This is a genomic window from Paranoxybacillus vitaminiphilus, from assembly GCF_003259935.1.
In the GTDB taxonomy this organism is placed as follows: Bacteria; Bacillota; Bacilli; order Bacillales; family Anoxybacillaceae; genus Paranoxybacillus; species Paranoxybacillus vitaminiphilus.
The window spans coordinates 97609-120873 of record NZ_QLMH01000001.1; the positions used below are offsets into that span (position 1 = coordinate 97609).

The window sequence follows — 23265 nt, forward strand, 5'->3', positions numbered from 1 at the left end:
GATGGCTTTTCAAATTTTATTAAATGTCTTTTTAGCATTTGTTTGGATGTTTTTAACTGTTTCATTTAATGGTGCTTCATTTTTGATCGGTTATTTAATTGGTTTGTTAATCATTTTTATTTTGCGCCGCTTTTTTCATTCGCGTTTTTATTTAATTCCATTGTTCGTCATCGTGAAGCTCGTATTTATTTTCTTAAAGGAGCTTCTTTTATCAAATATTGCCGTGGTGAAAGTTGTGTTAAATCGTTCATTGGATATTCGCCCGGGTATTTTTGCTTTGCCGACTGAGTTGGAAAAAGATTGGGAAGTGACGGTTTTATCTCTTTTAATTACATTAACACCGGGGACGCTCGTTTTAGATGTATCAGAAGATGGAAGAACGTTATATATTCATGCCCTCGACGTCCCAGATGTGAAAGAAACAATTAAATCCATAAAAGAATCGTTTGAGAAGACGATTATGGAGGTGAGCCAATAAAATGGTTTTAACCATTTCCCTTGTCATTCTTTCTTTGGCAATGCTTGGTTTTCTGTATCGGGTGATCAAAGGTCCAAGTGTCGCTGACCGCGTCATGGCTCTTGATGCGATGGGAATTACGCTTGCCGGGATGGTTGCGGTTGTGTCCGTTTTGCTGAAAACGAGCGCATTTCTTGATGTCATTTTGCTCATCGGTATTTTAGCGTTTGTAGGAACCGTTGCTTTCGCCAAGTTTTTAGAGAGAGGGGTCGTTATAGAGCGTGAAAGAAATCGCTAACATCCTCGTCATGATTTTCATTTTGTCCGGTTCACTTTTAACGTTGTTGTCAGCTATTGGAGTAATCCGTTTGCCGGATGTGTATACAAGAAGCCATGCGATTGGGAAAAGCACGACGCTTGGGATTATGTCGATTTTGCTTGGAACATTTTTGTACTTTTTTATCAACGACAATCATTTTGAAGCTCCTTTGCTGCTCAGCATTGCTTTTGTTTTCATGACGTCTCCTGTTGCCTCCCATTTAATCAGCCGTGCTGCGTACTACTCCCGTGTTGAGTTATGGGAGAAAACGGTGCGCGATGACCTGAAACATAAAAGAAACGAAGGCTGATGTGAATGTATCAGCCTTTGTTTTTTCTTTCTACTTTATAATATAAGGGGATCATATCAGTTAAGACTATCATTGATTTTTTCTTGCTTGTTAAGCTGTTTGGAGGATCTCTCTTTCCGCTTCTGTTCTTTTATCTCTAGATACAGTCAAGTTAGCTGCTTCCTCGCTTACTTTGTTTTGTCTCCTTTTTTTCATTCATATCACTGCTTCTTAATTAAATGAAAGTTACGTTAAACAGTATGCTTTAATAATCGCATTTAGTTCATTGTAATGTTTCGTCGGGATTTGATGTCTTGCTTTTGAAATATAAATAGTATCCGTATGTGGAACGTATTTTTTAAAGATATTCTCATAATAGTGAACATAATAATCGCGGGCACCGTATATAAGAAGAAGCGGAATGTTTAACTGAGATAAACGTTCTGTGCAATTATAGCGCAATCCTTCGGTATACATTTGGTACAAATCTCCTTCATTCGTTAGACGCGCGTATTGCTCAATTGCTTTTTTTTCCGCATAGTGTTTCCCGTGAGCTAGACCTAGCACTTTAGCTAAAAGGGGAATGCCACGGTTTTTTACTGTGTAAATCCCCAATAAAAATTCCAAATGTAATAATGTTGTACAAACTTCGGAAAACCCGCCAATTAGCATTAATTTTTCAATGCGTTTTGGATAAGAAAGTGCAAATTCCAGTGCAATCGCTCCACCGTTTGAATAGCCGCAAATAACCGCTTTGTCAATGTCAAGATGATCAAGCAGTATTTTTAAGTCATCGGCAAGTAAATGAATGGTAATTGCTTTATTAGATGGACTGCTTTTTCCGTTGCCGCGCATATCGTAAGTGATGACGCGAAGATGCTCAGCCAGCTTTTTTTGATTGGAAAACGTAATGCTGCCCATACCGGGAGGATGAACAAATATAAGCGGTCTTCCTGAACCTTCATCCTCGTAATATAGACGGACAAAATCTTCAACAAATATGTAAGGCATCTTTTTACCTCCATTGCAATGATAGTTATAGTATTCATGTTCTTTTTCAATTTTTATGTATATTTAAAAAAGGATGAGATCTCTTTGATGAATAGATATATTTCTTTTTCTTCCATTGACGATTGATTGTTCATTGCGTAAGATGATAGTATTGTAAACGTTTAAATTAAAGGAGATGGGCTTTTGTGCGGGAGTCCTTTCAAATAAAGAAAGTATTGAATAATAATGTTCTTATCGCCTCTCATCCAGATTATGACGAAGTTGTATTGATCGGAAAAGGAATTGGTTTTGGCAAGAAAAAAGGGGATATTATCGAACAAGCGGCTGTTGAAAAATGGTTTATCTTGAAAAATGAAAGGGAACAAGAGCAATATAAAAGAATGCTTCCGGAACTTGATGAAGAATTTATCGGCGTAATGAATGATGTTATGCAGCATATTAAAAACCGTGTGAACGCGCCGCTGAACGAGCATATACATGTCGCTTTAACAGACCATATTTCCTTTACGATTAAACGGATTCAACAAGGGCTTGACTTGAAAAATCCGTTTTTAATAGAAACAAAAAGTTTATACCCGCTTGAATATGAGATCGCCAAAGAAGTAGTTGCGATGTTAAACGAAAAGCTGGGTGTCGAACTGCCGGAAGGAGAAGTTGGTTTTATTGCTTTACATATTCATAGCGGTATTTCTGAACATAGTCTTTCTGAAGTAAATCAACATTCGCAATTAATCGCAAAACTAATCGAAATCGCGGAAAATCAGCTAAATATCGTTATCGACCGTGAGAGCGTACATTACTTAAGATTTATTCGTCACCTTCGTTATGCGATTGAACGGGTAAAAAAGGGAGAGAGGGTAGAAGAGCCAAAAACATTGTCAAAAATCTTGAAAAAAGAGTATCCACTCTGCTATAATGTCTCTTGGAAACTAGTAAAGGTTATGCAACAAACATTGCAAATGCCGGTGGATGAAGCTGAAGTCATTTATTTGACGTTACATTTGCAAAGGCTTGCAACAAAAAGTGAATAAGTTTGTCACGTCTTTACGTGTTACTGATTCGATCAGGCATGAGTAAAGAAGACAAAATAGGCAAATAACCGAAAGCTCTTTGCTGAGCTTTTGGTGGCGCTGTTTTGCTCTTTTTTACTCATGCCTTTTATTTTTTAAAAATGCAAATGCTTACATTCGTCAGATGTCTGACTTATAGTGAATAACTGGAAAGGATGCTGTGTTGCTTCATTCACAAAGGTTGTATGAAAATAAATGAAGTTTGTTGCACAGAATAACAGTAAGTAATATAAGGAGGGAATTTTGATGAAAAAAGCGTTTGGCACATTGCAAAAAGTCGGTAAAGCGCTTATGCTGCCTGTGGCGATTTTACCGGCTGCCGGTATTCTGCTGGCTTTAGGAAATGCTTTGCAGAACCCGGCGTTGACGGACAAAGTTCCAGCATTAAAAGCTGAGTGGATTGCGATGGTTGCTCAGGTGATGGAGCAATCTGGCGGCATCGTGTTTTCGAATCTTTCCTTGCTATTTGCAGTCGGGGTTGCTGTCGGTTTAGCAGGTGGGGATGGTGTTGCCGGACTGGCAGCGATTATCGGATATCTTGTCATGAATGTTACAATGAGCGTCATTTTAGGAGTAACTCCTGAAATGATTGGAACAGACCCATCGTATGCGAATGTATTAGGTATTCCGACATTACAAACAGGCGTTTTTGGTGGGATTATTGTTGGTATTTTAGCGGCATATATGTATAACAAATATTTTAACATTGAATTGCCGCAATATCTTGGATTCTTTGCAGGTAAACGATTTGTTCCAATTATTACAGCGGTATCAGCACTTGTTTTAGGAATTGTGATGATTTTCATTTGGCCGCCAATTCAACATGGCTTAAACGCGTTTTCGCATAATATGATTGATGCCAATAAAACAGCGGCAGCTTTTATTTTCGGCGTCATTGAACGCGCTTTAATTCCATTTGGTCTCCACCACATTTTTTATTCGCCATTCTGGTTTGAATTCGGTGAGTATATTAATAAAGCCGGCGAAGTGGTACGAGGCGACCAAAAAATCTTCTTTGAGCAATTGAAAGATGGAGTAGAATTAACAGCTGGTACATTTATGACAGGGAAATTCCCGTTTATGATGTTTGGCCTTCCGGCAGCGGCTTTAGCGATTTATCATGAAGCACGTCCAGAAAACAAAAAAGTAGTTGCCGGTATTATGGGTTCAGCAGCATTAACATCGTTTTTGACAGGTATTACCGAACCAATTGAGTTTTCATTCTTATTCGTTGCTCCAGTTTTGTTTGCAATTCATACAATTTTTGCAGGGCTTTCATTTATGCTTATGCACATGCTAAATGTTAAAATCGGAATGACATTCTCAGGCGGCGTCATCGATTTCTTACTATTCGGTGTATTGCCAAACCGCACTGATTGGTGGCTTGTTATTCCGGTTGGATTAGTATTTGCTGTCATTTATTACTTTGGCTTCCGCTTTGCGATTCGCAAATGGAACTTAGCAACTCCTGGACGTGAAGTTGTGACAGAGGAAGTGACAGAGACAGCAGCTAGTGCAGGAGATCTTCCGCATGAAGTATTAGCGGCATTGGGCGGAAAAGAGAACATCGCTCACTTAGATGCTTGCATTACACGTTTGCGCGTCTCTGTTAACGATATTAAGAATGTTGATAAAGACCGCCTAAAAGCATTAGGTGCGGCAGGAGTTCTTGAAGTAGGCAATAATATTCAAGCCATTTTTGGTCCTAAGTCAGATATTCTGAAAACCCAAATGAAAGATATTATGGAAGGGCGCACTCCGGTAAAAGTGAAGGATGAGCCGAAAAAATCAGCTCCTGTAACGAATGAAGAAAGAGAAGTAATCGCAGCACCGTTAAGCGGTGAAGTACTCCCGCTTTCTGAAGTGCCAGATCAAGTATTTTCGCAAAAAATGATGGGTGACGGATTTGCGATTATGCCGACAGAGGGAATTGTCGTATCTCCAGTTGATGGAAAAATCGTCAATGTGTTCCCGACAAAACATGCAATCGGCATTGAATCTGCGAATGGCCGTGAAATTTTAATTCACTTCGGTATTGATACAGTGAAACTAAACGGTGAGGGGTTTGAAGCTCTTGTCGCGCAAGGCGATGAAGTGAAGAAAGGTCAGGAATTATTAAAAGTCGATCTCGAGTATGTAAAAAATCATGCACCTTCTATTATTACTCCTGTTATCTTTACAAATTTACAGCCGAATGAGTATGTAAAGATTGAAAAACAAGGAAAAGTGTCTAAGTCTGAAGAGCGTATTGTGACAATTGAGAAACAATAACATTGCGTAAAATTTAGTCAGCAGTCTAAGTTGGTTCAATTGTTTTATGAGATACCTGTTTGGTATCATGATAATAAAAAATTATTGAATAAAGGAGAATGATCGCCATGGCAGAAAAAATCTTTAAAGTAACTTCTGAATCTGGTATCCATGCTCGTCCAGCGACAATGCTTGTACAGGCGGCAAGCAAATTTGACAGTGACATTAATTTAGAATATAACGGTAAGACAGTAAACTTAAAATCCATTATGGGTGTTATGTCTTTAGGAATCCCTCAAGGTGCGGAAATTAAAATCGTAGCTGAAGGAAGCGATGCAGCAGAAGCTATTGCCTTTTTAACAGAAACTTTAGCAAAAGAAGGTTTAGCACAATAATGATGAAAGTACTTGAAGGGATTGCTGCATCAAGCGGTATCGCCATCGCCAAGGCGTACCGCTTAGAAAATCCCGATTTAACAGTTGAGAAGAAAGCTATTTCAAATGTTGCGGAGGAGGTTGCCCGATTTGAAGCGGCAATCGCCAAAGCAAAAGAAGAGCTTGAAACGATTAGAGCTCGTGCACTTGAGGAATTAGGGGAAGATAAAGCTGCGATTTTTTCTGCGCACCTTCTCGTTTTAAGTGATCCTGAGTTGTTGAATCCTGTTAAAGAAAAAATTGAAACAGAAAGCGTAAATGCAGAATATGCATTGCGTGAAACAGCCAGCATGTTTATTACAATGTTTGAATCAATGGATAATGAATATATGAAGGAACGTGCTGCTGACATTCGCGACGTAACGACACGGGTGCTTGCCCATTTGCTTGGAGTCAGCGTTTCTAATCCGAGCATGATTTCGGAAGAAGTGATTATTATTGCTGAGGATTTAACACCTTCTGATACAGCGCAATTGAATCGTAAATATGTGAAGGGGTTCACAACTGACATCGGGGGGCGTACATCTCATTCAGCGATTATGGCTCGCTCGATGGAAATCCCAGCCGTAGTCGGAACAAAGTCAGTTACGGCGGAAATTCAAAATGGTGACATTGTGATTGTAGACGGTTTGCACGGAAAAGTGATTGTGAATCCGTCTGTTGAAGTTGTTGCTGAATATGAGAAAAAGCGTGCTCATTTTGCGGCGCAAAAGGCTGAATGGGCAAAACTTGTGAATGAACGTACAATAACAAAAGATGGCCATCATGTCGAACTCGCAGCAAACATTGGAACTCCGGATGATGTCAAAGGTGTACTGGAAAACGGTGCCGAAGGAATCGGTTTATATCGTACTGAATTCCTTTATATGGGACGAGATCAATTACCGACAGAAGAAGAGCAATTTGAAGCATACAAAACCGTATTAGAGCGCATGGACGGAAAGCCTGTTGTCGTCCGAACACTTGATATCGGCGGAGATAAAGAGCTTCCATATCTTGATCTTCCAAAAGAAATGAATCCGTTCTTAGGATTCCGGGCGATTCGTCTTTGCTTAGAAATGCAAGATATGTTCCGCACGCAGCTTCGTGCTTTGTTGCGCGCGAGCGTGTATGGCAACTTGAAAATCATGTTTCCGATGATTGCGACACTTGATGAATTCCGTCAAGCGAAAGCGATTCTGTTAGAGGAAAAAGCAAAGCTTCAAGCAGAAGGAGTGCAAGTGTCTGACAATATCGAAGTTGGTATGATGGTTGAAATTCCAGCTGCTGCTATTTTAGCTGATCAATTTGCAAAAGAAGTCGATTTCTTTAGTATTGGAACAAACGATTTAATCCAATATACAATGGCAGCCGACCGCATGAATGAAAGAATTTCGTATTTGTATCAGCCGTATAACCCGGCGATTTTGCGCCTTATTAGCAGTGTGATTGATGCCGCTCATAAAGAAGGAAAGTGGGCGGGAATGTGCGGTGAAATGGCTGGGGACGCAATAGCTATCCCAATTTTGCTCGGCTTAGGATTGGACGAGTTCAGCATGAGCGCAACCTCGATATTGCGGGCGCGTTCGCAGATGAAGAAGCTATCAAAAGAAGAGGCAGCAAGATTTAAGGAAACCATTTTAAGTATGCGTACAGCTGAAGAAGTAGTTGCGTTTGTCAAGGAAACGTTTCATATTGAATAAACAATAAGAGGCTGTCTCATAAGGGTTTGACCCTTCGCTTGAGACAGCCTCTTACTATATATTTTCTACTATTTCCTATGGTGTTAGGCGATCGGATCGTCTCCGCTTTTCTTAAATGGATTGCGCCATTGTGATTTAATGACTTTTCATCTTCTAAATAGTTTTCTACGATTTGGACAGGAATGCTCCCCTGCTGAATACGGATTAAGTCATGAAAATCTTTTTTTTGTATAGTTGTGAATAATCGTTTTTTTAAGCACATCTTCATCGAAAACATATATTTTTGTACAATGTTTCACCCACCTCACTATAAATGGGATGTATGATTATGTGTTAATAAATCTATTAAAAATAGTTTTTTCACTTAAAGATATACTTGATTTTTTAACAGAAGTGTGATTAAGAATCATTTATATCTAAATAAAAGTGAAATAAATAACAGGTGGTAACACACATTTCACAAAATCATTGTTTGCCAAGTGCATTTTGTTGTGATGAATCTAAAAATATTCAATTTAGGTAATTTTAACTATATATTTTATTTATTTGTATAATATTAATATTTTGAAAATAAAGAAAATTTTATTGGTAACAACCGTTGTCCAAGGAATTTACACCTGTTTATTGCTTCCTCATCTTAAATTTCGCAAATAATTATCAATGAACGATTCGTTTTGTTCCGCTAAATGTAAAAAGGATTTCTTCAACAAACAAACAGCTTTGTATTTTCCGGTTTCTCTTGCTGGCTCCCATGTTGTTCCCCTCTTTTGATATTAGTCTCCGTTGTAAAAAATAGTAAGCTCTTAATTACGAATGAGAAAACACTCCTATAGACGATGATTATGGCAATACATTATAATAAAAACAAAATTTGACTATATTAAGAAAACAATCAAATAAGTGTAGAAGGCTCGAAAGGGGAAGACAGAAAGTGTTTAAGACGTTGCAAACGAAGTTGATTGTGTTAATGACAGCGCTACTTGTCGTTTCGCTGGCAATCACACAAATAGTAGGAGTAGTAGAAACGACAGAGATTATAAAAGAGGACGCAAATAAACGTGCAGCATCCCTTGTTGACGGGTTAGTAGCCGATATTGAAAACGTTTTTAAAAGTGAAGAAAACGGATTACGGCAATTTAGTGAATCGTCGCTTATGCTGCAAATGTTAAAAAATCCTGAGCATAAAGAATGGCCGTCTGTCAATCAAGAATTTCGTACGTTTACAAAAAATCATAAAGATGTTCAATTAATTTATGTTGGAACTGAAAGTAAAAAAATATATGCAACACCTGCCGTTCAATTTCCTGATGATTATGACCCAACATCGCGTCCATGGTATAAAAAAGCGGTGGAAAATACTGGGGAAGTGGCGTGGACAGAGCCGTATGTTGATGCAGTGACAAATAAACATATCGTTACACTTGCCAAAGCAGTGAGAGAAGGAAACCGCATTTTAGGTGTTATCGGCATTGATATGTCGTTAGATACATTAGCAAAAGTAGTAAGCGACTTAGAGGTCGGGTATAAAGGTTACCCATTTTTATTTGATCAAAATGGCTTCGCTGTTGTGCATCCAGAATACAAAGGAAAAGATATGTCTGGAAATGAAGTAGTAAAGAAAATGTTTACAAAAGACTCTGGGGTCATTGAATATGAGACTGAAAATAATGAGAAGAGAATTGTACATTTTGCCACTGTTCCAAAATTAGGCTGGAAAGTCGGGGCGGTGTATAAAGAAGCTAACCTTCTTGCAGTAAGCAGTTCAATTACCGCGAAAATGATTGTCATTTCGCTCATTGCTGTTATTGTTGCTATTGCTGCTGTTTATTTATTGTCACGCTCCATTGTTAAACCTCTTGTTTATTTAAAAGACCAAGTTCAGAAGGTGGCAGCAGGAGATTTAACTGTACATGTTCAAAGTAAAGCAAAAGATGAAATTGGACAGCTTTCTACCCATTTTAATGATATGGTAAGTGAAATGCGCGCTCTTATTCATCAAGTCAATGATTCGATTAATGAGCTGGCGGCATCGTCCGATCATTTAAGTGCTGTTTCTGAAGAAACGATGGCGACGAGTGAACAAGTAACAGGTGCGATTAATGATATTGCAAAAGGAGCAACTGAGCAGGCAAGCGACCTTGATGCAATGAATCATCAAACAACAGCATTATCCAAACAGATAGAGACGGTAGCACAATCTGCGACGGAAATGCACATGCTGTCCGATAATACGAAAGAAGCAAGCTATAATGGTTTGGAAAAACTGAATGAGTTGCAAATGAAATCGAATGAGGCGAGAGGCGAGTTACAAGCCGTTGAAAAGGTAATGGGTGATTTAGTAGAAAAAATGAAGAAAATTGATGAAGTGATTCAAACCATTACAGCTATTTCTGCGCAAACGAATTTATTAGCACTTAATGCCAGCATTGAGGCAGCGCGGGCAGGAGAGCACGGAAAAGGGTTTGCCGTCGTTGCTGAAGAGGTTCGAAATTTAGCTGAGCAGTCGGCACAAGCAACAGAACTAATTCGTGGAACGATTGCGACCATTCAGCAGCAGGTGGACTTAGCTATGAAAGCTGTTGACCGTTCAAAAACAATGTATAATGAGCAGCAGGCAGCTGTACAGACAACCTCAGATTCCTTTATGAAAATTGTTTCCGTAATGGAAGAGTTGTCAGCCTCGATTTCTCACATTACAAATGAAGTAAAAAGTATGAACGAAAATAAAAACAAAGTGATGGAAGCGATTCAGAGTATTTCGGCTATTTCTGAGCAATCAGCAGCTGCTGCTGAGGAAGTTGCTGCTTCTGCCGAAGACCAGCTCCGCGCATTAAGCACCGTCACTGAATCTATAGAAACTCTGAACCAAATGAGCAAACAGCTTCAAGAGCTAGTGGAAAGATTCAGAATATAAAAATATAAAGTGGACTGACTCATAAGTGTTTGACTTTACGTGCATTTCCGATATAAAGTTCATTTATTCGAGCGTTATTGCGGGGTCTGACACTTTGCATTTGGGTCAGTCCTTTTTTACGTAAATTATTATTAGAAATATTCGTAATTTTTCTTCTGTCATTTGCTCCATTTTCTTCAAAAAATGCTTTATAATAAAGCTATATTACATACATGGATAGGAGTGGGAAAATGGAGCTAAATTTGGCAGGTAAAACGGCGATCGTTATTGCTTCCAGCCAGGGATTAGGCAAAGCGATTGCTGAACAGCTTGTTCTTGAAGGCGCGAATGTAATGATTACTAGCCGCAGCGAGGAGAAATTAAAAGAGGTAGCCGAACAACTACAATCATATAATAAAGGAAAAGTTGCCTATGTAAAAGCTGATATCACTAGAAAAGAAGATATTGAAAATCTGATTCAAAAAACAGCAGAAACGTTTCATTCCATTCATTTACTTGTTAACAATGCAGGCGGACCACCGGCAGGAACTTTTGAAACAATCAGTGATGAGGACTGGTATAAAGCATTTGAATTAAATTTACTCAGCTATATTCGCATTATTCGTCAAGCTCTTCCTTACTTAAAGCAAAACGGCGGGAAAATTGTTAACATTGCTTCCTCATCGATTAAAGAGCCGATTCCTGGGCTGCTTCTTTCCAATACGTTCCGTACAGGCATTGTTGGTTTAACGAAGACGTTAGCTCAGGAGTTTGCACCATACAATATTTTGATTAATACGGTTGCTCCAGGGAGAATCGCAACAGAACGCGTTGCCTTTTTAGACCAACTCAATGCTGAGAAACTAGGAATCTCTAAAGAAGAAGTGGAGCAGCGTGTGAAAAGCACCATTCCACTCGGGCGTTATGGAACACCTGAAGAGTTTGCCAAAGTTGTTACGTTCCTGCTTTCTGATGCGAATTCCTATATGACGGGACAGTCGTTTATTGTTGATGGGGGAATGGTGAAGGCGATTTGATGAAATGAATGTGCTACTTTCTCTTTTGAGGGAATAAAATGAAGTATGCACCCTCAAAGAGAAAGGAGCGACAGCTTTGAAAAATAAAGTGGTGGCAGGGATTTTAGCCATTTTATTAGGAGGTCTTGGAATTCATAAATTTTATTTAGGAAAACTAGGACAGGGAATTCTTTATTTAATATTTGCTTGGACAGGGATACCAAGTATCATCGGTTTGATTGAAGGAATTCTATATTTAGTCCAATCTGATGAGGAATTCAATCGAAAGTACAATGATTATATGAGAGAGTAGAGTCTTGTAACAAGCAAGGCTTTATTTTCGTGTTAAAAAATGGAGAAGAAAATTCTTAAAATCATCCGATTTGGAAGGGGATGGAAATGAGTAAGAAAACAATAGGCTTTATCGGTCTTGGGGTAATGGGAAAAAGTATGGCTCGCAATCTATTAAAAGCCGGTTATCCGCTCATTGTTTATACACGCACGAAAGAAAAGGCAGCCGATTTACTGAATGAAGGGGCTGTCTGGAAAGAAACGGTTGCTGCTCTTGCCAAAGAAGCGGACGTGATTATTACAATGGTTGGTGAGCCGCGTGATGTAGAAGAGGTGTACTTTGGAGACAATGGGATTATTGAACATGCCAGAGAGGGTACATATTTGATTGATATGACAACTTCGACACCATCGCTTGCTGAGCGGATTTATGAAGCGGCTAAGGTCAAGAAGATGTATGCGTTAGATGCTCCTGTCTCAGGTGGTGACATTGGCGCCAGAGAGGCGCGGCTGGCGATTATGGTCGGGGGAGACGAAGCAGCTTTTTATGAATGCAAACCCATTTTTGAAGTTTTAGGAAAAAATATTGTTTTACAAGGAAAAGCCGGAGCGGGTCAGCATACAAAAATGTGCAATCAAATTGCGATTGCCACCAATATGATTGGCGTATGTGAAGCGTTAGCCTATGCAAAACGTGCAGGATTAGATCTTGTGAAAGTATTAGAGAGCATTTCCACTGGAGCAGCAGGAAGTTGGTCGTTAAGCAACTTGGCACCGCGGATGATGGCTGGGGATTTTGAACCAGGCTTTTATATTAAGCATTTTATTAAAGATATGAAAATTGCGTTAGAGGAAGCAGAAAGACTTGGGCTTCAGCTGCCAGGTCTTGAACTTGCCAAATCCATGTACGAGGAACTAGCGGCAAAAGGTGAAGAAAATAGCGGTACACAAGCGTTATACAAAAAGTATGTCAATTAAACGGACAAGCTGCCTGTTTAAAAGAGGGCAGCTTTTTTGCTTTTTATTAAACGGAAAACGAAGGGCAACTGAATGAATTGCATGGGCTGAATCGGAATTTATCATTTTTAATCGGGAAAACGGATTCTTGTGCTAAATGCATAATTCGTATCGGTTTATCACAACATAAAGATGTGCTTTTCATTTGTTTAAAGGAGTGTGACTTTATCATGGCAAAACGGACGAAAAAAAATGATCCGCAGCAAAAAAATAAAAAAGACTTTGATTCGAGTGTGATTGATTCTGAATTCAGCCACGAACTTGGCAGCGCAGCCGCAAATAAAATTCATAAAGATAAAGCGAAAAAAGAAAAAGTGTCGAAGAATGATGGAGAATATAAAGGATAATGCAGTAAAAGAGGGCTGACCTAAGTAGATTTTACATGATACACTTATATTGTGATCGATTTTTGGGCCAGCCTCGTTTTTTGTTATTTAGAGATGGTCTTAATATATCGTTCGAGACGATCTAATCCTTTTTCTAATGTTTCCAGCGAGTAGGCATAGGAAAGGCGCACATAGCCTTCACCGTATTTGGAAAAGGCGCTTCCCGGAACAACGGCAACTCCCGCCTGGTTGACTAAATCAAGAGCGAAATCAAAGGAAGTTTTGCCGAATTTTTTGATGGAAGGGAACATATAAAATGCGCCCGTCGGTTTTTCAACCTCAAGTCCCATTTCGGTTAAACGTTTGTATACATAATCGCGCCGTTTTTTATATTGCTTGCGCATATAGTCGGCGTCATTAAATCCTGTTGTCAACGCTTCAAAGGCCGCTTTTTGGGAAATGGACGATGTGCAGGAAACGCTATATTGATGCACTTTTAACATATGTGCTGTCAAAAATGCCGAAGCAAACAAAAAGCCGATGCGCCATCCGGTCATCGAGTGCGATTTGCTTAAACCGTTAATCACAATCGTTTTCTCGCGCAGCCATTTGGCGATTGATTGGTGCGTACCTGCATAAACGAGTTCGCTGTAAATTTCGTCAGATAAAATCCAAATCGGCTTGTCTTTTAATAAATTGGCAAGCTCTAGAATCTCTTGTTCAGATAGTGTCACGCCTGTTGGATTAGACGGATATGGCAATACGATGCAGCGAGTATTCTCATTAATAAATGGCTCTACCAGTTCTGCTGTGAGGCGAAAACCGTTTTCACGAGTATCGACATAAACGGGTTTTGCCCCGCACATCTTTATAATTGGTTCGTATCCAGGATAAACGGGACCAGGTAAAATCACTTCAACATCTTCTTCTAAAATTGTCCGGAAGGCAATATCAATCGCTTGACTTGCCCCGACGGTCACAATTACTTCCTGTTCGAAATCGTATGTAAGACCGTATTTTTGCTGGACAAATTCACATGCTGCTTTCCGCAATTCAAGGAATCCTGCGTTATGTGTATAAGTCGTAAAATTGTCAGCAATTGCCCGGCTGCCAGCTTCTTTCACATGTTCAGGCGTTGGAAAATCAGGCTGGCCAATGGTTAAGGAAATAAGGTTAGGAGAGTTAGCGACCATATTGAAAAATTTACGAATCCCAGAGATTTCAATGTCTTTTACACGTGAATTAACGAGATGTTCCACTAATTGTTCATCCTTCCATTGTCATTTATAGTGTATATTTTACAATGTTTTGTTCATCGTCACTAGTGAAAAAGAAAATGAAAAGTGAGTGTCTCCTTCTTAGTTTATTTGAAGAAGTCACTCACTTTATCGTTTTGTTAGGGCAGAGACAACAGGCTTCACATTCGATCATTGATTCTCGGCCCCTATATATTGTGAATATATTGCTGCTATTTCCATAAAGCGTTTTTTGTCTTTTTTTTCAATGGCATCATTCATCAACATCTCAAGGCGTTGTTTGTTAAAACGGTAGCACATTTCATCTAAAAACAGCTGCGCTTCTAGCTGAAGAGTAAACCATTGCTCAGGGGATAAACCAAAGGTTGCAACCTGCTTTTTCGAGGTTTTTATAAGCTTATAGCATTTTTTATGCGTTTTCATGCTTATTCCTCCAGTATCCATATTTTTCAAGCAATTTATTGTATTGAGATGATAATTCAAGGAATAATGATTTATTTCCAGCTATTAAAGCCTCGTCAATTTGTTCCATTAGTTTTTTCTTTTCGTATTGAAAAAGTGATTGCTCAATAATAAGTTGTGCTACATGTTCGTAGCCGTTAGGCTCTTCCTTTTTAACAAAGACGATCATGCCTTCATGAGGATATTGTTTTTCATACATTGGTCATTCCTCCTTTTCGGGAAAGTTCCCTTTTTTATATTATCGTTGTTTTTTACGAAAAAGTAAAGAATATTTAGATAAATCTGAACATAGTAATTTTTGTTAAAAAGTGAAGAGTGTTTTTCGTGTTGCTTCTAGCTATACATTAGGTAACGTATAATATTAAAAAACAATGCGGAGGAGTGCCATGAAACAAATTGCGATGAAGCTTGTTCAATATCATTGCTGGGCAACGGAAAAATTATTGAACTATTTGCAGAGGTTACCGCACAGTGTTTTGACATTGCCAATCAACAGCGTATTTCCTAATATTGAGTCTGTTCTTGTTCATATGTTGGCAGTTGATGAACTTTGGCTTGAGCGCATGAAAGGAAACGAACACATCGAGGTCGAAGGAAAATACGGTTGGCCTGTTAAGCAATTTATATTAGCATATGTCCGGTTTTTCGAGGATTTACGAAACTTTGTCAGTGATGTAGAAGATGTGAGTGCTGTTGTCTCATACACGAACGATAAAGGAGAAAGAAGGTCTAATACGATATTGGAGATCATTTATCATATCGTTAATGATGGAACATACTACCGCGGGAATATTTCTGCAGTGTTACATCAAGCAGGATACAATTCAATTGCCACAGATTATATTCACTTCTTAAAAGAAAATGAGGCTAAATCATAAGTGTCTAACCTCACGCACTATACATCATCATGTACTTATATTGTGTGGCGGGGGACACTTTGTTTTTGGGTTGAGCTGTATGTGACGTTGTAATTTTGAATGGATGTAAAGCATGGAGAAGAGAGGGAAATGATTTCTTTAGACAGCGTGATTAAAAAAATAAAAGGGTCTGGCTTTCTCTGTATGAACTTATTTCCTTCGAGAGAGCCGACCTTTTTCTTTTTCAGCTAAGTTTTCCGGATGCCGGTTAAAAAGAGCATAAACGTCTTTTCGAGAAGTTCTTTTAGCGGCGGTGAGGCGGTATTTGTGCACCAATAATACAATGTTCCGAAATAAACGTGCGAAAAGGTAGAAGCGATGACATCTGTAGGCAAATCATCACGAAATTCTCCTGATGCTTGTCCTTGAGCAAACAAAGGAGAAAAGGTGTTGATAAGCATTTGCATATAATTATTTTCATTTTTTTGTTTTCCATTTCCAATGCTAGAAACATAAAAAAAAGATTTCATGAATTCTTGACCTAATTCTTCAGTTATGCTTGCTAGTTTCCTTAACAATGTATAAATCTGCTCGGTTAAGCTGCTAGTGTTGGCAGGATTCTGAATTTCCGGCTCGATTAAGCGCATATGCCAATCGTTAATCGCGTATAAAATCTCTTCTTTTGTACGAAAGTAATTAAAAAATGTACCTTTTGCCAAACCGGCGCTTTCTGTAATTTGCATAATGGTTGTTTGGTGATAGCCTTGAGATTTAAATAATTCTAGTGCTTTTTGCTGCAGTAATTTCCTTATTTTTTCTTTTTGTTTCCACCTATTCATCCAAGACCTCCCGAAGTCAATAGACTATATTTCCTATTATAATGGTTTTTTATGTAAAAGAGAAAAATTTTTTACATCATGTAAAATTTGTAGAAAATAAGTATAACTGCGTAAATAAACAGGAAATAGCGACTGTGGATGTAAACGAGACAAACCGTATTGTCATATACATGAAAAAGAATGATTGCAGGAAAGGAAGGGAGAAGATGGCAAGAACGGTTTGGGGTGTTGACTCAGCAGCAAAGGTAACGGAACAATTATTTTATTGTGTAAAAAATGAGCTTGGTTATCCGAAGTTTTGGGGGCGTTATTTAACAGATGTTCCGAATGTTTCTGATGGTTTGACGAAAGAGGAAATCACGTTAATTCGAAATTACGGAGTAAAAATCTTGCCGATTTATAATGTGTTTCGTGAAGCGATCGGTTACAACAATGGCCAGGTGGTGGCACGCAATGCCGTATTTCATGCACGCCGCCTTGGGATTCCGAAAAATAAAGTGCTATTTGCTAATATTGAAGATTATTTTCCGGTCGATGAGGAATGGATTCGGGCTTGGACGGAGACGCTTTACCCAACTGGCTATCGTCCTGGAATTTATGCTGACCCGACGAAAGGGGATTTTGCCCAAGCGTATTGTGAAGCTGTAAAAAATAATAATCAAGTCGCTGTACAAACAGTGATTTGGAGTTCCGCTCCTCGTCCTGGTACAACAAAAGAACAACGGGCACCGAAATATAAGCCGGCTGCACCGAACTGCAAAGCGAATGTATGGGCATGGCAATATGGGCGCGATGCAGAGGCTTGTCCGATTGATACAAATCTTGCAGACCGCCGCTTATTGGAATTTTTATATTAAGAGGTAAGAGGCTGACTCATCTATCAAGATAAATCGCTAGAGGATAGCCTCTCTTTTACATATTGTTATTTTTAGACTTTCAAATTGACAGACTGACCAATATAATAAAGGTAGATTACTTTTATGAGGGAAGGGCGTATTTTGTTTATGGACCAACAAAAAGGGATTTTGCTTGAAAGCGGCACAAATGAATTGGAAATTGTTGAATTTGGAATTGGCAACAATAAATTCGGCATTAATGTCATTAAAGTAAAAGAAATTATTAACCCGGTTCCTGTGACGAAGGTCCCGCATTCACATCATTATATTGAGGGAATTATCGAGCTGCGCGGTGAAATTCTTCCGGTTGTTGATGTAGCTAAGGCTCTTAATTTCCCGCCTTCTGACAATCCAGCGGGTGATAAGTTCATTGTAGCGGAGTTTAATAAACAAAAAATCGTGTTTCACGTACATGCTGTGACGCAAATTCATCGCATTTCTTGGAAGCAAATCGAAAAGCCTTCACAAATGTATCAAGGTCTTGAGAGCCAAATTATCGGCGTCGTTAAATTAAACGGTCAAATGATTCTGTTATTAGACTTTGAAAAAATGATTGTCGATATTAATCCGGAATCGGGAATTAATGTCAATCAGGTAAAAAAATTAGGGAAGCGCGAGCGCTCCAATAAAAAGCTTGTTGTAGCAGAAGATTCTCCATTACTAAGAAAATTGCTGCATGATACGTTGGCCGAAGCCGGATATGAGAATATTGAATTTTTTGAAAACGGGGAAGACGCGCTCCGCTATTTGCAATCCATTGTTGAAACAGGGAGAAGCATTGAGAGCGATGTTCAGCTTGTCATAACAGATATTGAAATGCCGCAAATGGATGGACATCATTTAACAAAACGCATTCGCGAAGACGACCGCTTGAACAAGCTTCCGATCATTATTTTCTCGTCGCTAATCACAGATGATTTGCGTCATAAAGGAGAAATGGTTGGAGCAACCGCACAAGTAAGCAAACCAGAAATTGGCGAGCTTGTGAAAAAGATTGATGAGAATATTTTATAAAAGAAGATCGAGAGGCTGATCCATCAGCCTCCTTTTTTATTAATAGCTTTCGCCTAAACGTTTAAAAATGGGTTTTTGGTACGTTTTTTGCTTGCGTGCTGGCCCTTCGTTAATACCTGTATATGCTTGCAATAAAGATTTAGCCTGAGAAAGCGGCATTTTTGCTACAGGGTTTCGATATGTCCCGTTTAATGTGCCGAGATGTGGGAGTTGTGTGAAGTCTTCTTTTGTGGGAGGAATATGAAAATAGTAATTGCCGACAGAGACGAGTACATCGGACTGTTGTTTGCTGTATTTTGGGTTTGGTGAGAAATGAAGCCCAACCTTTTTCGCCTTTCCTTCGCTGATTAATTTTTCGATCGCTTTTTTCTTTAAAAGATAGAGAAAGGATGGGTTTAATGCCGTTTTCGCATGGCGGTTTACGGTAAAAATCGCCTTGGCGAGATTTTCAACTGAAGGTTCTAAATGTTCCATATACAATCTCCTTTTCAAATAGCTTGTCTTATGACATTATTATACACTTTAAAAACATTTGTTTGCAAAATTTCTTGATGTTATGGACGGATGAAAACTTCTGTTCCATTTGGCACAGCCGAAGCTAGTTCTAGCACGTCTTTGTTGTACATTCGGATGCATCCTTTTGATACAGCTTTTCCGATGGAAGACGGATTGTTTGTGCCGTGAATACCATAATGAAGCTTTGATAAGCTTAACCACATAACGCCAAACGGCCCACCGGGATTCGGTTGGCGATTGACAATAACAAAGTCGCCAACAGGTGTTGCCGTCACTATTTTTCCAACACCAATCGGATACGCATGAACGATGATTCCCTTCTTTTTTAGTGTTAACTTCCGGCGGCTGACAGAAATATGGATGGTATATGGAATAGAGCCTTTTGCAGGAAGATGAGGAATGATGATGGCTTGACCGGGAACGAGAGCCGAAGATGCAGCTAAATGATTGGCATTTAACAAAGCATGTACGGAGGTGCGATAATCCGTCGCAATGGAAGAGATGGTTTCTCCTTGTTTTACAATATGTTTGTACATAGGGTTTCCCCCTCTTTTTTGGCTTTTGGAAGCATGAACAGCGGTTTAGTAAAGAGTATGATATAATAAAACAAAATTGACAATATTTTTTTAATAAAGCAAGGGATGAAATAAAATGAAGGAGAAATACGGTATTATTGACATCGGCTCAAATACGATAAGATTAGTGATATATAAACGCAACAAAAGCGGGCGCTTGAAAGAAGTCGAAAACGTGAAGTCTGCAGCACGGCTTCGCAATTACTTAACAGAAGAGGATGTTTTAACAGAAGAAGGTATCCGCGTGCTGCTGGAGACGCTGTTAAGTTTTCAAGATATTACTCGCCATCACCAAATTCACGATGTGAAATGTGTTGCAACCGCAACGATTCGCCAGGCAAAAAACAAGGATGATATCATAAAATTAGTAGAAGAAACAACTGATTTTCAAATTCGAGTTTTATCAGAATACGAGGAGGCTTACTATGGCTTTCTTGCGGTTGTTAATTCAACCCCCATTACAGAAGGAATTACAATCGATATCGGTGGCGGAAGCACAGAGCTGACCTATTATAAAGACCGTCAGCTTATTGAATATTACAGCTTTCCATTTGGTGCGTTATCGTTAAAACAAAAGTTCATTGCTGGCAATATTCCTACCCAAGAAGAATTAAGACGACTTTCTTTCTACATAGCAGAACAGCTTCAATCACTGCCATGGCTGGGCAATAAAAAAGTACCGATTATTGCCATCGGCGGGAGCGCACGAAATTTAGTGCAAATTCATCAAGTATTAAAAAAATATCCGCTTGCTGGTGTTCATCAGTATGAAATGGGTTTAAATGATATCGTTGAAGTACGCAGGTTGCTGACATCATTGACGTTTGAACAAATCCAAAAGCTCGAAGGATTGTCGAAAGACCGGGCCGATATCATTATTCCGGCCGTTGAAGTGTTTAAAATATTGTATCAAACGGTTAACGCTTCCTCTTTTATATTAAGCCGCAAAGGATTGCGCGATGGTATATTTTATGAAGAGTTTTTTGGAACACCGATTTTCCCTAACGTTCTTGAAGAAAGTTTTTTTGAGCTAGCGGAAGACTATAATATTAATTTAGATAATGTGCGCCATGTCAACAAATTGCTCATTCAGCTTGTAGAACAAATTCGCTACCTAGATTTATATTCGCTTACAAATGAAGATATACGCGATTTAAAACGGGCAGCTTACGTGTTTTATTTAGGGCAATATATCGATGAAGAATCAAGCAGCCAACACACATTTTATATTTTAGCAAATCGCACGATTGATGGTTTGATGCATAAAGAGCGGCTGAAACTTGCGCTTATCGCTTCTTATAAAAATAAAACCGTTTTCAAACAATATATCGAGCCGTTTCAAAACTGGTTTACACGCGATGAACAAAAGAAATTGCGGTTTCTTGGAGCGTTATTAAAGTTTGCCTACAGTTTGAATGAAACAAAGCGGAATATTGTTCATGCTGTTCATTTGGAAAAGAGAAGCAGCGCAATCATTATGCATGTTTTTTGTCATGGCAATTGGAAAGCGGAGGAATATCAGGCAGAAAAGAATAAAAAGCATTTAGAGAAAGTATGGAAACGGACGATTGAATTGCATTTTCACTCCATTGACTAAATATGTTTATTTAAAAACCGAAAAGCGGCAGGCTGCATTTTACCTGAAAAAGAGGGGAGTAGGTCATAATGGCAGAAGAACGAGTTGAATTAAGCAATCCGCGCTATTATAACAACCGTGAACTAAGTTGGTTAGCGTTTAATGAACGTGTGCTGCAGGAAGCGTTTGACAAACGCAATCCATTGCTTGAACGATTGAAATTTCTAGCTATTTTCAGCTCTAATTTAGATGAATTTTTTATGGTTCGTGTGGCAGGTTTGAAAGATCAAGTAAAGGCGGGATTTAATAAACCGGAAAATAAGGCGGGCTTGACACCGAAACAACAGTTGGCGAAGATTTCGCTTAAGGTGCACGAACTCGTTGAGTGGCAGTATCAAATTTATAATGATGTGTTGGTACCAATGTTAAATGAGGAAAATATATATTTGCTTTCAACGAATGAACTAACAGGCGAGCAAAAACAATATTTGCGGAACTACTTCGTTGAACAAGTGTTTCCAGTGCTGACTCCAATGGCTGTAGATGCCTATCGCCCGTTTCCGATGCTGTTAAATAAAAGTTTAAATTTAGCGATCTTACTTGAAGACAAGAAACAAGATGACGAAATGCAAAAGAAGCTGGCAATCGTCCAAGTTCCTTCCGTTTTGAATCGTTTCATTTCATTGCCTTCTGATGATGGACGCTTATGTTATGTCTTGCTTGAGGATGTTATTACTGCTCATATACATATGTTGTTCAAAGGGTATAAAGTGGTTTCTGTTACGCAATTTCGCATTACAAGGAATGCAGATTTAACCATTCATGAAGAAGGTGCCCGTGATTTATTGAAAGAAATTGAAAAAGAACTGAAGAAGCGAAAATGGGGAGCCGCTGTCCGCTTGGAAATGAGCAAAAACGATCATGATACGTTTATTTTGAATTATTTATTAGATGAGCTTGAAATTCATGAAAAAGACATTTATGAAATCGACGGACCGCTGGATTTAACGTTTTTATTCAACTTTTATAAGGAATTGTCCAAGTTTAAAGAACATTTAGTATATGAGGCATTAATTCCACAACCTCCAAAGGATTTAGGCTCTGATGAGGATATTTTTGAAAAAGCAGCAGAACACGATATTCTTCTGCATCACCCATATGAATCGTTTGAACCTGTTATAGATTTTGTTTCCGATGCTGCAGATGATCCGGATGTATTAGCGATTAAACAAACTCTTTATCGTGTCAGCGGCGACTCGCCGATTATTGAAGCGCTAAAGCGGGCGGCGGAAAATGGAAAACAGGTCACGGTACTCGTGGAGCTAAAGGCGCGTTTTGATGAGGAAAAAAACGTTCAGTGGGCAAAAGAGCTGGAAAAAGCCGGCTGCCACGTTATTTATGGAATTACCCACTTAAAAACACATAGCAAGATTACGCTTGTTGTAAGGCAGAAAAATGGAAAAATTGAAAGGTTTGTTCATTTAGGCACAGGAAATTACAATGATGCGACAGCAAAAGTGTATACAGACTTAGGACTTATTACTGCCAATAAAAAATTCGGTGAAGATGCGACAAACTTTTTTAATTATTTAAGCGGCTATATGGAAAAGCCTGATTTTCATTATTTATCCGTTGCTCCTTTTGATATTCGCCGCGATTTTATTAAGCTGATTGACGATGAAATTCGCTTCCATAAACAGCACGGAAATGGCAGAATTATTGCGAAAATGAACTCGCTTACAGATAAAGAGCTCATTATGAAATTGTATGAAGCATCACAAGCGGGTGTAAAAATTGATTTAATTGTCCGCGGAATTTGCTGCCTTCGTCCGCGCATTCCGGGGGTAAGCGAAAATATACGAGTACGCAGTATTGTCGGAAGGTTTCTTGAACATAGCCGGATTTATTATTTTCATCATAACGGAGAAGATAAAGTATTTTTATCATCTGCAGATATGATGACGCGGAATATGGAGAAACGTGTGGAAATTTTGTTTCCAATTTTTGCGGAACATTTGAAAAAGCGAATTATGAAAATATTATCGATTATGCTTTCTGATAACGTTAAAGCGCGGGAGCAAGATGAGCATGGCAATTATCATTATGTGGAACGCCGTGAGGGAGAAGAAGAAATCGACAGTCAACTAGTGTTGTTTAACATGGCCTATAATGTAAGTGAAGATGAGGAATAAGGAAGCTCGGGGTCAGTATGGGCTTCT

24 protein-coding genes are annotated in these 23265 nt (G+C 38.9%); 17 read left to right on the forward strand and 7 right to left on the reverse strand.

Annotated elements, in window-relative coordinates; all coding sequences use genetic code 11:
* The first annotated feature begins 1 nt into the window (after window position 1).
* The 3 genes from B0I26_RS00495 to mnhG are packed head-to-tail and all read left to right on the forward strand — an operon-like array spanning window position 2 to window position 1086.
* Window positions 2-478 carry a Na+/H+ antiporter subunit E gene (locus B0I26_RS00495; RefSeq protein ID WP_111643517.1) on the forward strand — a complete coding sequence of 159 codons (477 nt, stop codon included), beginning with the start codon at window positions 2-4 and terminating at the stop codon, window positions 476-478.
* 1 nt (window position 479) lies between these two features.
* On the forward strand, window positions 480-755 hold the full coding sequence (locus tag B0I26_RS00500; RefSeq protein WP_111643518.1) for a Na(+)/H(+) antiporter subunit F1: 276 nt from the start codon (window positions 480-482) through the stop codon (window positions 753-755).
* Window positions 739-1086, forward strand: coding sequence for a monovalent cation/H(+) antiporter subunit G (mnhG, locus tag B0I26_RS00505; protein ID WP_111643519.1), 348 nt, complete (start codon window positions 739-741; stop codon window positions 1084-1086). The genes B0I26_RS00500 and mnhG overlap by 17 nt, the downstream gene beginning before the upstream one ends.
* A gap of 225 nt (window positions 1087-1311) precedes the next feature.
* Here the strand turns inward: mnhG and B0I26_RS00510 are convergent, their stop codons facing one another.
* Window positions 1312-2076 (reverse strand): alpha/beta fold hydrolase, encoded by a 765-nt coding sequence (locus B0I26_RS00510; RefSeq protein ID WP_111643520.1) that lies wholly within the window; start codon window positions 2074-2076, stop codon window positions 1312-1314.
* Window positions 2077-2261: 185 nt separating this feature from the next.
* On the opposite strand from B0I26_RS00510, the gene glcT reads away from it, so the two are divergent.
* From glcT to B0I26_RS18145, 9 genes are all read left to right on the forward strand, one after another.
* Entirely contained in the window at window positions 2262-3107 is an 846-nt protein-coding gene (gene glcT / locus B0I26_RS00515; RefSeq protein ID WP_111643521.1) for a glucose PTS transporter transcription antiterminator GlcT, read from the forward strand.
* Between the two features lie 285 nt (window positions 3108-3392).
* A complete protein-coding gene (ptsG, locus tag B0I26_RS00520) occupies window positions 3393-5417 on the forward strand; it encodes a glucose-specific PTS transporter subunit IIBC (protein WP_111643522.1) in 2025 nt (674 codons plus the stop codon).
* Between the two features lie 107 nt (window positions 5418-5524).
* Window positions 5525-5791, forward strand: a complete 267-nt coding sequence (locus tag B0I26_RS00525; protein ID WP_111643523.1) for a phosphocarrier protein HPr — start codon at window positions 5525-5527, stop codon at window positions 5789-5791.
* Between the two features lie 2 nt (window positions 5792-5793).
* A complete protein-coding gene (gene ptsP, locus B0I26_RS00530; protein ID WP_111643884.1) occupies window positions 5794-7512 on the forward strand; it encodes a phosphoenolpyruvate--protein phosphotransferase in 1719 nt (572 codons plus the stop codon).
* A gap of 931 nt (window positions 7513-8443) precedes the next feature.
* The gene (locus B0I26_RS00540; RefSeq protein WP_111643525.1) at window positions 8444-10426 is read left to right on the forward strand and encodes a methyl-accepting chemotaxis protein; all 1983 of its coding nucleotides are present in this window, start codon (window positions 8444-8446) and stop codon (window positions 10424-10426) included.
* 230 nt (window positions 10427-10656) lie between these two features.
* The gene (locus tag B0I26_RS00545; protein ID WP_111643526.1) at window positions 10657-11442 is read left to right on the forward strand and encodes an SDR family oxidoreductase; all 786 of its coding nucleotides are present in this window, start codon (window positions 10657-10659) and stop codon (window positions 11440-11442) included.
* Window positions 11443-11518: 76 nt separating this feature from the next.
* A complete protein-coding gene (locus tag B0I26_RS00550; protein ID WP_111643527.1) occupies window positions 11519-11734 on the forward strand; it encodes a TM2 domain-containing protein in 216 nt (71 codons plus the stop codon).
* A gap of 86 nt (window positions 11735-11820) precedes the next feature.
* Window positions 11821-12690 carry an NAD(P)-dependent oxidoreductase gene (locus tag B0I26_RS00555; RefSeq protein WP_220084964.1) on the forward strand — a complete coding sequence of 290 codons (870 nt, stop codon included), beginning with the start codon at window positions 11821-11823 and terminating at the stop codon, window positions 12688-12690.
* Between the two features lie 209 nt (window positions 12691-12899).
* Window positions 12900-13076 (forward strand): hypothetical protein, encoded by a 177-nt coding sequence (locus B0I26_RS18145; protein WP_181502652.1) that lies wholly within the window; start codon window positions 12900-12902, stop codon window positions 13074-13076.
* An 83-nt stretch (window positions 13077-13159) separates the two neighbouring features.
* Here the strand turns inward: B0I26_RS18145 and B0I26_RS00560 are convergent, their stop codons facing one another.
* The 3 genes from B0I26_RS00560 to B0I26_RS00570 all read right to left on the reverse strand — a co-directional run bounded on the left by B0I26_RS00560 (window position 13160) and on the right by B0I26_RS00570 (window position 14972).
* Window positions 13160-14314, reverse strand: a complete 1155-nt coding sequence (locus tag B0I26_RS00560) for an aminotransferase A (protein WP_111643529.1) — start codon at window positions 14312-14314, stop codon at window positions 13160-13162.
* Window positions 14315-14482: 168 nt separating this feature from the next.
* Window positions 14483-14734 carry an IDEAL domain-containing protein gene (locus tag B0I26_RS00565; protein WP_181502653.1) on the reverse strand — a complete coding sequence of 84 codons (252 nt, stop codon included), beginning with the start codon at window positions 14732-14734 and terminating at the stop codon, window positions 14483-14485.
* The gene (locus B0I26_RS00570) at window positions 14721-14972 is read right to left on the reverse strand and encodes an IDEAL domain-containing protein (RefSeq protein ID WP_111643531.1); all 252 of its coding nucleotides are present in this window, start codon (window positions 14970-14972) and stop codon (window positions 14721-14723) included. The genes B0I26_RS00565 and B0I26_RS00570 overlap by 14 nt, the downstream gene beginning before the upstream one ends.
* 187 nt (window positions 14973-15159) lie before the next feature.
* Between B0I26_RS00570 and B0I26_RS00575 the strand changes: the two genes are divergently transcribed.
* A complete protein-coding gene (locus B0I26_RS00575; protein WP_181502654.1) occupies window positions 15160-15651 on the forward strand; it encodes a DinB family protein in 492 nt (163 codons plus the stop codon).
* Between the two features lie 227 nt (window positions 15652-15878).
* On the opposite strand, the gene B0I26_RS00580 is transcribed toward B0I26_RS00575, so the two are convergent.
* Entirely contained in the window at window positions 15879-16469 is a 591-nt protein-coding gene (locus B0I26_RS00580) for a TetR/AcrR family transcriptional regulator (protein ID WP_111643533.1), read from the reverse strand.
* Between the two features lie 206 nt (window positions 16470-16675).
* Between B0I26_RS00580 and B0I26_RS00585 the strand changes: the two genes are divergently transcribed.
* Together B0I26_RS00585 and B0I26_RS00590 are read left to right on the forward strand one after the other, a co-directional pair.
* The gene (locus tag B0I26_RS00585; protein WP_111643534.1) at window positions 16676-17326 is read left to right on the forward strand and encodes a glycoside hydrolase domain-containing protein; all 651 of its coding nucleotides are present in this window, start codon (window positions 16676-16678) and stop codon (window positions 17324-17326) included.
* A 147-nt stretch (window positions 17327-17473) separates the two neighbouring features.
* Window positions 17474-18379: a chemotaxis protein gene (locus tag B0I26_RS00590; RefSeq protein ID WP_111643885.1), complete on the forward strand. Its 906-nt coding sequence runs from the start codon at window positions 17474-17476 to the stop codon at window positions 18377-18379.
* A gap of 39 nt (window positions 18380-18418) precedes the next feature.
* Here B0I26_RS00590 and B0I26_RS00595 read toward each other — a convergent pair whose 3' ends face one another.
* Both B0I26_RS00595 and B0I26_RS00600 read right to left on the reverse strand, forming a co-directional pair.
* On the reverse strand, window positions 18419-18853 hold the full coding sequence (locus B0I26_RS00595) for a YkyB family protein (RefSeq protein WP_111643535.1): 435 nt from the start codon (window positions 18851-18853) through the stop codon (window positions 18419-18421).
* A gap of 80 nt (window positions 18854-18933) precedes the next feature.
* Window positions 18934-19431: a L,D-transpeptidase family protein gene (locus B0I26_RS00600; protein WP_111643536.1), complete on the reverse strand. Its 498-nt coding sequence runs from the start codon at window positions 19429-19431 to the stop codon at window positions 18934-18936.
* Window positions 19432-19546: 115 nt separating this feature from the next.
* Between B0I26_RS00600 and B0I26_RS00605 the strand changes: the two genes are divergently transcribed.
* Together B0I26_RS00605 and B0I26_RS00610 are read left to right on the forward strand one after the other, a co-directional pair.
* Window positions 19547-21067 carry a Ppx/GppA family phosphatase gene (locus B0I26_RS00605; RefSeq protein WP_111643537.1) on the forward strand — a complete coding sequence of 507 codons (1521 nt, stop codon included), beginning with the start codon at window positions 19547-19549 and terminating at the stop codon, window positions 21065-21067.
* 68 nt (window positions 21068-21135) lie between these two features.
* Window positions 21136-23238: an RNA degradosome polyphosphate kinase gene (locus tag B0I26_RS00610; protein WP_111643538.1), complete on the forward strand. Its 2103-nt coding sequence runs from the start codon at window positions 21136-21138 to the stop codon at window positions 23236-23238.
* Window positions 23239-23265 lie beyond the last annotated feature (27 nt).

What these genes read in the sequence shown, in the direction of transcription:
- B0I26_RS00585 (WP_111643534.1), top strand. Translation starts at nt 16,676, where the DNA reads ATGGCAAGAACGGTTTGGGGTGTTGACTCAGCAGCAAAGGTAACGGAA.
- B0I26_RS00500 (WP_111643518.1), top strand. Translation starts at nt 480, where the DNA reads ATGGTTTTAACCATTTCCCTTGTCATTCTTTCTTTGGCAATGCTTGGT.
- ptsG (WP_111643522.1), top strand. Translation starts at nt 3,393, where the DNA reads ATGAAAAAAGCGTTTGGCACATTGCAAAAAGTCGGTAAAGCGCTTATG.
- B0I26_RS00565 (WP_181502653.1), bottom strand. Translation starts at nt 14,734, where the DNA reads ATGAAAACGCATAAAAAATGCTATAAGCTTATAAAAACCTCGAAAAAG.
- ptsP (WP_111643884.1), top strand. Translation starts at nt 5,794, where the DNA reads ATGAAAGTACTTGAAGGGATTGCTGCATCAAGCGGTATCGCCATCGCC.
- B0I26_RS00510 (WP_111643520.1), bottom strand. Translation starts at nt 2,076, where the DNA reads ATGCCTTACATATTTGTTGAAGATTTTGTCCGTCTATATTACGAGGAT.
- B0I26_RS00590 (WP_111643885.1), top strand. Translation starts at nt 17,474, where the DNA reads ATGGACCAACAAAAAGGGATTTTGCTTGAAAGCGGCACAAATGAATTG.
- B0I26_RS00495 (WP_111643517.1), top strand. Translation starts at nt 2, where the DNA reads ATGGCTTTTCAAATTTTATTAAATGTCTTTTTAGCATTTGTTTGGATG.
- B0I26_RS00605 (WP_111643537.1), top strand. Translation starts at nt 19,547, where the DNA reads ATGAAGGAGAAATACGGTATTATTGACATCGGCTCAAATACGATAAGA.
- B0I26_RS00555 (WP_220084964.1), top strand. Translation starts at nt 11,821, where the DNA reads ATGAGTAAGAAAACAATAGGCTTTATCGGTCTTGGGGTAATGGGAAAA.
- B0I26_RS00595 (WP_111643535.1), bottom strand. Translation starts at nt 18,853, where the DNA reads ATGGAACATTTAGAACCTTCAGTTGAAAATCTCGCCAAGGCGATTTTT.
- B0I26_RS00570 (WP_111643531.1), bottom strand. Translation starts at nt 14,972, where the DNA reads ATGTATGAAAAACAATATCCTCATGAAGGCATGATCGTCTTTGTTAAA.
- B0I26_RS18145 (WP_181502652.1), top strand. Translation starts at nt 12,900, where the DNA reads ATGGCAAAACGGACGAAAAAAAATGATCCGCAGCAAAAAAATAAAAAA.
- B0I26_RS00610 (WP_111643538.1), top strand. Translation starts at nt 21,136, where the DNA reads ATGGCAGAAGAACGAGTTGAATTAAGCAATCCGCGCTATTATAACAAC.
- B0I26_RS00525 (WP_111643523.1), top strand. Translation starts at nt 5,525, where the DNA reads ATGGCAGAAAAAATCTTTAAAGTAACTTCTGAATCTGGTATCCATGCT.
- B0I26_RS00580 (WP_111643533.1), bottom strand. Translation starts at nt 16,469, where the DNA reads ATGAATAGGTGGAAACAAAAAGAAAAAATAAGGAAATTACTGCAGCAA.
- B0I26_RS00545 (WP_111643526.1), top strand. Translation starts at nt 10,657, where the DNA reads ATGGAGCTAAATTTGGCAGGTAAAACGGCGATCGTTATTGCTTCCAGC.
- B0I26_RS00600 (WP_111643536.1), bottom strand. Translation starts at nt 19,431, where the DNA reads ATGTACAAACATATTGTAAAACAAGGAGAAACCATCTCTTCCATTGCG.
- B0I26_RS00575 (WP_181502654.1), top strand. Translation starts at nt 15,160, where the DNA reads ATGAAACAAATTGCGATGAAGCTTGTTCAATATCATTGCTGGGCAACG.